Origin of the sequence: Bosea sp. NBC_00550 (assembly GCF_026020075.1) — a bacterium.
In the GTDB taxonomy this organism is placed as follows: Bacteria; Pseudomonadota; Alphaproteobacteria; order Rhizobiales; family Beijerinckiaceae; genus Allobosea.
Genome location: NZ_CP102772.1, coordinates 643,562 through 655,425 on the forward strand (window position 1 = coordinate 643,562; position 11,864 = coordinate 655,425).

Here is an 11,864-nt window from a genome sequence, read left to right on the forward strand (position 1 = left end):
ATTGGACCTGGATTTTCAGAGGGCGATCTCCAGCCGCTCGTCGCCGATCATGAGCTTCTGGATTTGCTGGACGATCTGGTCGGCGTGAGCCTTGCCGAGGCGCTCGGCCGCCACGGTGTCGCGCGCCAGGATCGCGGCGATCATCGCCTCATGCTCGTCGACGAATTGCTGCGGGAGCCGGTCGTCATAGGATTGGTAGTAGAGCCGCAGGAACCGCCGCCCTTCGTCGAGCAGGCGGCTGAAGAGGCTGTTGAAATAAGGGTTGCGGCCGGCCTCGGCGATCGCCGAATGGAAGGCTGCGTTCGTGGCGATCATCGCCAGCGCGTCCTGCGCCTTCACGGCCGCGGCGAACTCCGCCTGCTTCGCCCGGATCGCGTCCAGATCCTCCGGGCGATGGTTCTGGGCGGCGAGCTGCGTCGTCACCCGGTACATCAGCATCAGCGCGTCGAAGAAGGGCGACAGGTTCAGGAAGTCGAGGTTCGACACCATCGTCGAGCGATTGGGCAGGGTGACGATCAGCCCTTCGCTGGCGAGCCGCACCAGCGCCTCGCGGATAGGGGTGCGCGACATCTTGAAACGCTCGGCGAGCTGCACCTCGTCGATCGGGCTGCCCGGCGGCAGCACCAGATCGAGGATTTCATCGCGCAGCAGGTCGTAGACGAGCTTCACCCCGGAGCCGCGCTTGCGTTCCGTCACAGCGCCGGTGACCGTCATCGTCTTCATCGCACACCTCTTGTCGACAACAGGGATACTGAAGCGGCAGAAGGCGGGCAAATTTTCCGAAGTGCCGGAGGTGATGGTCGTGAGCCTGCCGGCCGGGTGCTCGGATCAAGGCCTGCTCAGATCAAGGCCAGCATATGCAGCCCGATGAAGCTGCCGGCGCCACCGGCGATCAGCAGCAAAGGGTTGACCGGTGTCAGCATCAGCAGCGCGGTCGAGACGAGTGCGATGCCGCGCCCGATCCAGCCGCTGTCGAGCGACTGGATGAGGACGTAGCTGGCGGCGAGGATCATCCCGGCCGCGACGGGGCGCAGCCCCTTTTCCAATGCACGCAGCAGCCGGGCGCCTTCATAGCGCGACCAGATATGGGCGACGCCGTAGATCAGGAAGGCCGTCGGACCGAAGATGCCGACCGTCGCGGCGAGCGCACCCCAGAAGCCGGCGATCTGCCAGCCGATCAGCGTCGCCAGCAGCGAGCCCGGCCCTGGCGCCAGCCGGGCAATCGCGAAGGCGTCGACGAATTGCGAGGCGCTCATCCAGTGATGCACGTCGACGATCTGGCGATGCATGTCGGCGATGGCGCTCTGGCCGCCGCCGATCGTCACCAGTGAGAGCGGCAGGAAGACCAGCAGGATGCTGAGCGGCAAGGTCGGCATCCGGCGCTCAGCTCCCGTAATACGTCACGGCGACGCTGAGCGAGCCGGCGCCGAGCACGGTCCAGAGCAGCGGCCATTGCAGGACGGCGACGGCCACGAAGGTCGCGGCCATGATCGCGAGCGGGAAGGCTCGGCGCGGCACGCGCCGCGCCGCAGTCAGCCCCATGGCCAGCGAGAGCCCGATCGCCGCCGAGGCTGCGCCGTCCAGCGCGACATGGGTGAGGTCGTAGCCACCGAGCGCGGAGAAGACGGCGCCGATCAGCACGATGACAAAGGCGGCGGGCACGACGATGCCGAGCCAGCAGGCGATCGCCCCGTTGCGCCCACCGAGCTTGTAGCCGATCCAGATCGCCATGTTGGTGACGTTGACGCCGGGCAGGGCCTGCGCGATCGAGAGGCCGTTGAGGAAATCCTCCTCGCTCATCAGCCGGCGCCGCTGCACGAATTCCCGCAGCAGCCAGCCGCTGAGGCCGCCGCCAAAGCTGGTCAGCCCGATCCGCGCGAAGATCAGGAAGAGTTGCGGCGCGCTCGGGCGCTCGGCCAAGGCATCCGGCATATGATTCCAAGCCATCTGGCAGCTACGACGCCAGAAAGCAGGCTTTGTCGGATGTGGCCAGCGTCGCAATGCATGTGCGCCATGACGCGACGCCCGGAGGCTGCTGAGAAGGCCTTAGCGAGGCGGAGTATCCGGCCGCCGCAATGTCCGCTTCACGGCGCGCCTCAGCCGCGCGCCGGCCTTGCGAACGAGTTCCCGGTTGCTGCGTTCGCTGCCATCGGGAAGGGCGGGGATCAGCAGGGGAGCATCGGGGGTATGCCGTGCCTCGCCGTTGCGGAAACCGATGCTGCTGCCGGCATGCTCTACCCCCACAGTTTCGAATTCCGTGCCGGATATGGAAAGCCCGGCAAGGGCGGGATCGACGAAGGCCTTGATCGGCAGGTGGTCGGAAGCGATGCGGGCGAGCGGCGTGTCGTGGACGGCGACGTCCGAGAGGATTTCGGGGCGGTTGGCGATGATCCGGTCGAGAGCCAGCAGCGGCATGCCCGATGGAAAGCTCGGCACCGGCATCGGCAGCGTGCCGAAGGCCGGGCCGAATTCCTTCAGGGCCGAGCGCTCGCCGAGCCGCCATTCGTTGAGGTCGCCGAGCAGCAGCGTGGGGCGCTCGTCACGGCTTCTCATGATCTCGATGAGCATGCGCGCCTGCTGGGAGCGCGAGCGGCGCAGCAGGCCGAGATGGGCGGCGACGATCCGCAGCTCGGTGCCGCTCTCCAGGTCGATGTCGACGACGAGCGCGCCGCGCGGCTCGAGGCCGGGCAGCGCGACCTGGTGGACGTCGCGTATCAGCCCCTGCCGGAACAGCACGACATTGCCGTGCCAGCCATGCGCCGCCGCATTGGCGCTTTCGATCGGGACGGGGACGAGGCCCGTCTCCTCCTTGAGTCGGGCGAGATCGAGCAGGCCGTGCCGGGCGCCGAAGCGCTTATCGGCCTCCTGCAGCGCAATGACGTCGGGCGCGATCTCGCGGATCACCTGCGCGATCCGGCCGGGATCGAAACGGCCGTCGACGCCGACGCATTTATGGACGTTGTAGGAGGCGACCAGCGTGCCAGCCGGCCGTTCGCCAGGCCCGGTCGCATCGGGCCGGCTCTTCCGCTGGCGGAGCGAGGCGATGATGCTGGCGCGCAGGCTCGGGCTCTTCTTCTGCATCGCTCTGCCGGTTGAGGCTCCGGACCCATTCGAATCGAACGGGGTCGAAGCCTGGGTATCCATCGCGTCAGGGATGTGACCGTGGCGGCTCAAAGGTAGGGAGAGCCGAGCCAGATCAGCCTGTCCATCAGACGCATGACATAGGGCCGGGCGCGCAGGGCGGCAAGCTCGACCGGCGTCGCCTCAGCCATCACCGCCTCGATGCGATCGTCGATCGCGCCGGCGAAATCATGGTCGAGCACCTCGATGTCGATCTCGAAGTTCAGCCTGAGCGAGCGGGGGTCGAGGTTGGAGGAGCCGACATAGGCCCAGCTGCCGTCGATGACGAAGAGCTTGGAATGGTCGAACGCCCCGGTCGAGCGCCAGATCCGGCAGTAGCTCTTGAGGATCTGGTCGAACTGCGCGGTCATGGCCCGGTCGACCAGCACCAGATTGTTGACGGAGGGAACGACGATGTCGATGTCCACGCCGCGTCTCGCCGCGGTGACGATCGCGCTGATCAGCTCCTGGTCCGGCAGGAAATAGGGCGACATGATCCGCACCGAGCGGCGCGCCACCGACAGCGCCCCCATCAACAGCTTGTGATTGGTCTCCAGATAGGAGTCCGGGCCCGACGGCACGGCCCGCATCAGCACGGAGGTTTCGCCCGCAGCTGCAGGCGTAATGTCCCATGCTGGTCCTTCCAGGATTTCGCCGGCGGCAAAGGACCAGTCTTCCGCCGCGATGGCGAAGAGATTGGCGACGACGGGACCGGTCAGCCTGAAATGCGTGTCGTGGGCGTAGGCATCGCCGGCGAATTCGCGGGTGAAGCCCTGGCGGATGTTCATCCCGCCCATGAAGGCGGTGGCGCCGTCGACGACGATGATCTTCCGGTGCGTCCGCAGATTGGCGTAGGGCAGCCGCAGACCCATGATGATGTTGCCGTTGAACACGTCGACCGCGACGCCGCCCTCGCGCAGATGCCCGGCGATGCTCGGCACCGAGTAGCGCGCGCCGACCGCGTCGATCAGCACCCGCACCGCGACGCCGCGCCGATGGGCGGCGATCAGCGCGTCGGCGATGCGCAGGCCGATCGGATCGCGGTCGAAGATGTAGCTTTCGAGGATGATGCTGCGCCCCGCGCCCTCGATGGCCGCGAGCATCGCTCCATAGGCCTCGTCGCCGGTGCGCAGCGTTTCGATGCTGTTGCCTGATGTCAGCGGGTGGCGGGCAACCCGATCGCCCAATGTCCTGAGCGCGGTGAAGCGTCGGCCGAACCGCGTCGCGATGTCGTCGTCGCTGGCGTGGAAATGGGTCGCGGCCGTGCCATGGCCGGGGCGCTGCGCCAGGATCGTGGCGCGGCGGATGCGGTTCACTCCGGCGATGGCATAGATCAGCGGCCCGATGATCGGCGACAGGATGATGACGCCGACCCAGCCGATCGCGGCGCGCACCTCGTCCTTCGTCATCACGGCATGCGCGCTGGCGATGCTCGCCATCACGATCGAGATGACGCCGAGGATATGCGGCCAATAGGCTTGGAGAATCCCCCACATGCCAGCGAGGCTAGCGTGCCGAGAGGCTCTCCGCCATGGCCTGTCGCCTCAGGCGGTTTCTGCGGCCGGGCGCATGATCCTAGCCTGCGCCAGCATCCTGATCGTCGCGATCACGGCAATGGCCGAGATCGCGGTTGCGAGCCCGAACAGGAAGCCGTAGCCCATCACATCGGCGAGCTTGCCGGCCAGCATCGAGCCGGCGAGATAGACCAGCAACTGGGCGCAGGCGAGGATGGTGAAATCGGTGCCGGGCTGCTCCGAGGTCGTCACCGCCATGAACAGCGAATAGAGCGCGACGATCTCCATGTAGCGGATGAGCGTCTGGAAGCCGGCGGCGCCGAAAAGCGGCCAGACCCCGACGACGGCGCCGAGCGCGTGGGCGGTGAACAGCGCGAAGCACAGCGTCCGCAGGCCGCCGAGCAGGGCGAGTACGAAGGAAAGGCCCTGCCGCTTCACCATCCAGGCGGCGATGGCCGAGCCGGCGAGCCCCGCCGTGGTGGCCGACAGACCGGAGAGATAGCCGATCTGGTCGAGCGGAATGCCGGCATCGACGAGATAGGCGCCCTCCATCGCCTTCACCAAGCCTTCGCTGGCCCGATAAGTCAGGGCGATCCAGAGGATCTGCCGCGCTTCCGGCCGCTTCAGGAAGGCGCGGATCGAGGGACGGGGCGCGGCCGCGGCGCCCGGCACCGGATCGTCCTCCCGCATCATCGCCGCCGCGACGAGCGGCAGCAGCGAGATTGCGGCGATGGTCACCAGCATCCCAGTCCAGCCGATATGATGATAGAGCACGAGGCCGAGCGTGCCGCCGATGACGACGCCGAACGCCACCGAGCCGCCCTGGATGGCGTTGCCGACGGCGCGGTCGGCTTCCGGCAGATATTTCGCCGCATAACCGTCGGTCGCGATGTCCTGCGTCGAGATCAGCAGCGAGGCGACGAAGCCGATCGCGATGATGGCGTCGACCTGTGTCGGCCCCACCGTGATCAGCGCGAGGATGGCGAGGATCGTCAGGCTCTGGGTGATGAAGACCCAGCCTGCGCGATGCGCCCGCGCGAAGGGGCGGATGCGGTCGACCCAGGGCGCCCAGAGGAACTTGATCACCAGCGGCAGCAGCAGGATGCTCATCGCGCCGATCGCGGTGCGCGAGACGCCCAGCTCGCGCATGATCGGCGGCAGCGCCGCGACGAAGAGATAGGACGGGATCGCCTGCGCGAGATAGAGCCCGCCCAGCACGGCGAAGAGCCGGTAACGCTGCATTGGCGCGGCCGTGGCCTGCACCCGAACCGGCTCCGTCGCGCTGCTCATGACCTCGTTCCGCTGTAATGGCCGAGCAGGAAGGCGCGGCCGGCCGCCTCTTCGCGCTCGGCGACGATCGGGAAGGGCCAGAGCCGGCGGAACACCTCGGCCGTCTTCTCGCTGGCGTCGGGGCGTACGATGGCGCAGGCGCGGCAGAAGCGCGAGACCCGCTCCCGCGTCGCCTTGAACCAGAGCGCCTGCTCACGCTCGCCGGCTTGCGAGAGCGCCCGCCCGCCGCCGAAGATCGTCAGCAGCGTATAGGGCTCCTCCCGCTCTCCGATGCGGTGGAGCGCGTCGAGATAGGCGCGCTCGTCTGCCGGCTGGTAGGGCGGCATGAAGCGCAGCGTCACCACGGCATCGGCGTCGATATCGAGGCTGACCATGCTGTCGCGCTGCCCTCAGAAGGTCTTGCGGAAGCCGACGGTGACGGTCCGGCCCCAGCTGTAGTTCGCGAGATTGCGGACCGAGGTCGCGGTCGGATTCTGGTAGTTGCGGTCGAACAGGTTGTTGACGGCGACATAGGCCTCGCCATCCCAGACCGGCGCGGTCAGCGCGGCGTTCATCGTGGCGGCGCCCTTCAGCTTGTAGCGCGTGCCGCGCAGGTCGATCGCGACGTCGCGGTCGGAGAAGGCCTCGCCCTCGACGCGCAGCTGCATGCCGTTCACGAAGCGGTAGCTGCCATAGAGCATGCCGCGCCAGGGCGAGCCGATGCGGTTGTTGGGCAGGTTGCTGTCGAGCTTGCCGTCGGCATTGGTGTCGTAGCGGCCCTCGCGATAGGACAGCACGGTACCCATGGTGAAGGCCTCGGTGACCGTGACGTCGCCGGTCGCCTCGACGCCCCAGATCCGCTCCTTCTGCTGCGACATGGTGTTGGAGACGGGGTCGAAGGTGACGCCTTCGTCGGAGGTGCTGATATAGCCGGTCAGCGAGCCCTTGAAGCGGTCATAGCTGCCGCGGATGCCGAGCTCGTAGTTGTTCACGATCTGCGCTTGGGGCGCGATCGAGGAGTAGCTGATGGTCTGCCGGTTGGCCGGCAGGCAGTTCGGCAGCTGTACGGGGCATGCATATTGCGTCGAGATGCCGGCGCGGCGCGTGAAGGCGCCGACATCGGGCAGCGCGAAGCCCTGCGAGAAGCCGCCGAAGATCTCGCTGGTTTCGCTAAGCTTGATCGTCGCGCCGATATTGGCTGTGAGCGCCGAATAGTCGAAATCGCCGCCGAGGACGCGCAGGGCCGGCAGCACGAAGGACTGGTAGCCCAGCGCATTGTTCGCGGCGACGGCGGCATAGGCGGCCGGGCGGGTATAGTCGCTGACCGAGAGCGAGAAGTGCTCGTAGCGCAGGCCGCCGCGCAGCACGACACGGTCGCCGATCGGGATCTGGAGCTGGCCGAAGCCGGCGGCCGTCGTCTGCTGCAGCGGCGTGAAGACGTCCTGCCCGCTGGTCAGGGTCTGCCAGGTCTTCTCCTGGATGAGATCGCCGCCCCAGGTCAGCTTGGCGCCGGGCAGCAAGCGATCCAGCGAGGTGTCGATGGTGACGTTGACGCCGCCGCGCTGCGAATAGAGCGTCGTCTGGTTGTCCCGGCTCGTCGGCGAGAGCGGGTTGAAGGAATAGTAGACCTGAGAATTGTAAGGGTAGGAGAAGGTCGAGTAATTGAAGCGCTTCTTGATGTCGTTGTAGTAGCCGAGCACGCTGAGCTTGCCGAGCGCGAAATCGGCGTCGCTGTAGCGCAGCGAGATCGACTTGGTGTCTTCCAGAACGCTCTGTCCGTTATAGAGCTGTGTCCGGTCCGGCCGTGCGAACGGGGCGGCGTAGTTCGTCAGGTATTTCGGGTCCTGGTCGAAGCCGATCCAGGAAGCATTGAGCTCGATGCGCTTGCCCCCGGCGAAGTCGTAGCCGAGCTTGGCGAGCAGATTGCCGGCCTTGTAGCGGTCGCCGCCACCCTGTCCGAGCAGCCCGTCCGAGGGCAATTCACGCCCGGAGCCGTCATAGGTGCGCCCGGCGCCGCGGATCTGCCCGGAGAACAAGTAGTCGATCCCATCAGGCACCTTGCCGGAGACCGTCACCGAAGCCTCCGGCGCCAGCGAACGGCCGATGTTCTGGGTGAAGGCGCGGATGGCCGAGTTGACCGTCACGCGCGGCTTTCCCTCGGCGGCCTTCTTCGTGATGAAGTTGACCGTGCCGCCCGTCGCGCCCGCGCCGTAGAGGCTGGAGGCGCCGGCGACGACCTCGATGCGATCAACCGTGTTGAGATCGATCAGCGACAGGATGCGCGAGACGTCGCGCAGCGGCGTGTTCATCGGTACGCCGTCGATCATCACCAGCAGATCGCGGCCGCGATAGTTTTCCGAGGCGCTAGAGACCGTCTGCGTCGACATTGAGTAGCCCGGCACCAGCTTGCCCAGCGCCGTGGCGGCGTTGGGGCTGAACTTGAGCTGCTCCTCGATCTCGCCGCGGTCGATGACCTGGATCGACTGCGGTATCTCGGCCGTGCTGCGCTCGGCGCGCGCGGCGGTGACGGTGATGGTGTCGAGATCGATCACGTTCGCCTGGGGCGCGGCCGCGGCAGGCGTAGCGGGGCGCGACGCGGACTGCGGCGAAACCTGCGCCACCGCCATGGAGGAGGCGAGGAGGGCAATGAAGCTCGTGGCGAGGCGGATCGATCGGGTCATGGTTTTACCTGGCGGTGCCGGCTGCGCCTCTGCTCATGTCTTGAGCAGAGGCGTCGAAGCCGTTCGAAGAGCATTTACTTGGAGTGTCTCAGAATTCGCTTTTTAGAATTATAGTAAAGTAGGGCTGTTCCATTGCGAGAAGGGATTCGCAAAGTCTCGTGATCTGTTTCAGTTGTTGCTGTATCGATATTGCTGAGGTCTAAGCTTGGACTTCTGCGAACGCGCCATAGGACTGAGACGAATCCGGTGTCGAAAACGGGAGATGTGACCGTGCTGCCACGCTCCGGGCCGGATGAGTCGCCGGAAACGGCGAGCTTCGTGCCGTTCCGGCTGATTTCGGCCGATGTCGGGCGCGACGAGGCGAGCACGCTGTCGCGGCGCATCCTCGGCCGCAATGCAGCCCGCGAGGCCACGGCTCCCGACCTGACCTTGCTCTTCGATGCGCGCTGCGTGCTGACCACGCGCCCCGATATCGGCTTGCGCTCCTGCTTCGCCCCGGCCTCGCACTGGATCTGGTCGTCGCCGGGGCGGGGCGGGGAGGGCCCGCGCCATATCCTCGTGCGGCCGGCCGAAGGACGCGTGGTCATCCGCCAGGGCGAGAGGCGGATTGCGCTGCGGCCGCGCGAGGCGGCGGCGCTTGCCTTGGACAACCCGGCCGAGTTCGTGCTGGCCCAGCCCGGCCGCATCGATGTGATCGAACTCGACGCAGGCTTGCTGCCGCTTCTCGGCGAGGAGCCGGCAGCGCTGATGCGCGTCATCCCGCGCTCCAATCCGGGGCTGCAGGCGCTGGCGCATTACGGCGCCTTGCTGCTGCGCGGCCTGCTGCCGCTGAACTCGGCCGAGCTTCAGGCGCTGGCCAAGGCCCATGTCCATGCTCTGGTCGGGGCCGCGCTATCCGACCTGGAATCCTCCGCGCCGGTCGCCGCGACAGATCGGCGGGCCGGTCGCCTCGCCGCGATCAAGGCCGATATCGAGGCCAGGCTCGATCGGCGCGATCTCGGCGTCGAGATGATCGCGACCCTGCACGGCGTCAGCGCGCGAGTCGTCCAGAAGCTGTTCGAAGGCGAGGGCAGGACCTTTTCGGACTATGTGCTGGAGCGCCGGCTCGACCGCGCCTGGCACCGCCTCGTCACCGCCGATGGGGCGGGGCTGACCATCAGTGCCGTCGCCTACGAGGTCGGCTTCGGCGATCTCTCCTATTTCAATCGCTGCTTCCGCAAGCGCTTCGGCCGCCAGCCCTCACAGGTCCGGGCGCAGGCCGTGAACGGAGAGGTGGAAGCCTGATCCGCGTCACCATCTGGCAGGGTGTGCGAAACGCATAGTTTGTCGGCAGGAGCCTTTGTAAGTATCTGATATTGTTGATGTCTAATTTCGACGCTGCAGAAGGTCTGTCGGCATTTGAAGTCATAGTCTGTCGGCATTCTGGCTACGAAATGCAGCCCCAGGCCGGCAAAACCGGCTTGAAACAGGACGAAAAACATCGCGCGGACGCACAACGCAATCGGCCCCGAGCAGGGAGTTGCTCGGGGCCGATTACGGTTTCGCCAGTGGAAGAATTTTTAGATCTGCGATTGAGCGCGCCGCGTTCCGGGCGGGCTATCGGCGTTGAGCAAGATTAGATCGACCGCCGCAAACTCATGGGTGGGGGCGGGGGTTGCCGCGTAGCGGCCCGACGCATTCTAACCCGAGGGCTCACCCGAACCCTGTTCTCCGGTCGCCGAGATCGCCAAATTCCTCTTGCGCTGAGCGGAAGGCTCGCCGTCGTTTGGCAGCGAGGTTCCGAGCCACGCCCTGGTACGCGGCGTCCGTGGGAGGATTTCGGGCCTCCCGATGTTCTCCATGACGGACGGAAATACGCGCGCGATATGCTTGCGCTCGTACAGCCGGAGGGGGACGAGTCCAAGGTCCAGGGCATGGATCCCGGCCGCGTCCAGCGCCGACTTGATGTGCCGAGGGTTCATCGAGAGCTGCTTGCTTGCATCGGAGAGGGAGGCATATTTGTTTCGGAACCTGATGACTTCCTCGAAGGTGATGTGCGGCGTCGCTGGGCGATTGCCTGGCTGGGTGATCGGCAGCAGTTCGATCAGACCCGCCCTGACGAGCCGGTGAAACGCACCCCCGCCCACGCCCATCATATGGAAAGCCTGATGGAAGGTTAGGTTTCCGGGCGCAGGGCCGAAGGCCTTCTTGCGAACCTCGCTGGCGTCGATGAGGAGTCCGTCGAAACCATGGCGCCTTCGATGCGGCGCAACCAGGACAGTTCCTCATTCAGAATGAGGTTGATCACAACGTCGACGGTGCATGGAACATTCGCTGGCGAGATTGCAATGGGAAGCGCGCCCTGAGGTGCTTCTTGCACGATCTCGGCGCAAGCAGACAGTCGTCCCAGGAACGCATCGACGTCCTCGCGCGCGAAACGCAGAATGCCGAGGCGATCGCCGTTGGGGGCTAGGATCGGCTTGATGAAGCCTTTTCTGACCAGGGTTTGCGCGGTCATCGGCTTGCATCCGGCATAGTTGGGAAGGTCTCGCACTAGCAGGGCTGATGCGAGCCTGCGGAATTCGTCAGCGAAGTCGGCCGCCTTGAACGTCAGTTCGCCGTCAGCCTTTTCCTGTTCCACTTCGGCTTCGGGCAGCCTGGCGAGCACGATGCGGCGAATGAATTTGGGAAAAATCCCGAATTCTTCGGCGGCCGTCACGACAGAGTGAATCTCTCGGGCGGGAAGCGGCTTCCCAAACATCCTAGCATTCCGGTGGAAGGCGACGGTGTCCACGAAATGATCCGTCAAGATATCTCGAAAGGGATCGTAGACGGGCTCGCTGGCTTAGCGCTGCAAAGCCACAGGTGCAGCGAGCCATGAGTCGGCACTTGATGATCCCTCAGGAATGCCGCGATAGCGTCAGCGCCACCGGATATGATCTCAAATCCTTTGCCGCCGGCCTCCCACCAGTGGGCCTCGGTCAGCAGGTCGCGGTTATGTTCGCCACCGAATACAGCCGTTGCACCGATTGCGTTGCAGCTTGCGACCGCTGCTCGCACAGGAAGAGCATCAAGCCAGTTTGGCTCTTGGGACACTCCGTTCACCCGCGAGCGGACGTAGGTTTCCAAACCCGACGGAGCGCGTCTCAGCGATGGAACGATCAACCCGTTCCTCTGCGCGAGGACGCGTGCAACGAAATCCCATCTCAACTGCCGGGCGGTTTTTGGCAACGTGACGATGGGGGCGTTGTGGACTTCGCAGGTGTGCAGGCACGAGATCCTCCACTCGCCGCGAAAGCAG

The 11,864-nt window shown here is 65.9% G+C and carries 10 protein-coding genes and 1 pseudogene; 1 reads left to right on the forward strand and 10 read right to left on the reverse strand.

The features are described 5' to 3' along the window. Positions 1 to 15: 15 nt before the first annotated feature. The 8 genes and pseudogenes from NWE53_RS03110 to NWE53_RS03145 all read right to left on the reverse strand — a co-directional run bounded on the left by NWE53_RS03110 (position 16) and on the right by NWE53_RS03145 (position 8,584). A complete protein-coding gene (locus NWE53_RS03110) occupies positions 16 to 723 on the reverse strand; it encodes a GntR family transcriptional regulator (RefSeq protein WP_442864943.1) in 708 nt (235 codons plus the stop codon). Between the two features lie 116 nt (positions 724 to 839). After that, positions 840 to 1,376, reverse strand: coding sequence for a chromate transporter (locus NWE53_RS03115; protein ID WP_265052924.1), 537 nt, complete (start codon positions 1,374 to 1,376; stop codon positions 840 to 842). Between the two features lie 7 nt (positions 1,377 to 1,383). Next, positions 1,384 to 1,947 (reverse strand): chromate transporter, encoded by a 564-nt coding sequence (locus NWE53_RS03120; RefSeq protein WP_265052925.1) that lies wholly within the window; start codon positions 1,945 to 1,947, stop codon positions 1,384 to 1,386. Between the two features lie 327 nt (positions 1,948 to 2,274). Beyond that, positions 2,275 to 3,081: pseudogene (locus NWE53_RS03125) on the reverse strand (endonuclease/exonuclease/phosphatase family protein); the annotation flags it as partial. 89 nt (positions 3,082 to 3,170) lie between these two features. After that, positions 3,171 to 4,616 carry a phospholipase D-like domain-containing protein gene (locus NWE53_RS03130; RefSeq protein WP_265052926.1) on the reverse strand — a complete coding sequence of 482 codons (1,446 nt, stop codon included), beginning with the start codon at positions 4,614 to 4,616 and terminating at the stop codon, positions 3,171 to 3,173. Between the two features lie 48 nt (positions 4,617 to 4,664). After that, positions 4,665 to 5,924 carry an MFS transporter gene (locus NWE53_RS03135; RefSeq protein WP_265052927.1) on the reverse strand — a complete coding sequence of 420 codons (1,260 nt, stop codon included), beginning with the start codon at positions 5,922 to 5,924 and terminating at the stop codon, positions 4,665 to 4,667. After that, positions 5,921 to 6,298 (reverse strand): hypothetical protein, encoded by a 378-nt coding sequence (locus NWE53_RS03140; protein WP_265052928.1) that lies wholly within the window; start codon positions 6,296 to 6,298, stop codon positions 5,921 to 5,923. The genes NWE53_RS03135 and NWE53_RS03140 overlap by 4 nt, the downstream gene beginning before the upstream one ends. A gap of 15 nt (positions 6,299 to 6,313) precedes the next feature. Beyond that, the gene (locus NWE53_RS03145) at positions 6,314 to 8,584 is read right to left on the reverse strand and encodes a TonB-dependent receptor (protein ID WP_265052929.1); all 2,271 of its coding nucleotides are present in this window, start codon (positions 8,582 to 8,584) and stop codon (positions 6,314 to 6,316) included. 270 nt (positions 8,585 to 8,854) lie between these two features. Between NWE53_RS03145 and NWE53_RS03150 the strand changes: the two genes are divergently transcribed. Further along, positions 8,855 to 9,868, forward strand: coding sequence for a helix-turn-helix transcriptional regulator (locus NWE53_RS03150; protein WP_265052930.1), 1,014 nt, complete (start codon positions 8,855 to 8,857; stop codon positions 9,866 to 9,868). Between the two features lie 395 nt (positions 9,869 to 10,263). Here the strand turns inward: NWE53_RS03150 and NWE53_RS03155 are convergent, their stop codons facing one another. Next, positions 10,264 to 10,719, reverse strand: coding sequence for a hypothetical protein (locus NWE53_RS03155; protein WP_265052931.1), 456 nt, complete (start codon positions 10,717 to 10,719; stop codon positions 10,264 to 10,266). 20 nt (positions 10,720 to 10,739) lie between these two features. After that, entirely contained in the window at positions 10,740 to 11,357 is a 618-nt protein-coding gene (locus tag NWE53_RS03160; protein WP_265052932.1) for a hypothetical protein, read from the reverse strand. Positions 11,358 to 11,864: the final 507 nt, after the last annotated feature.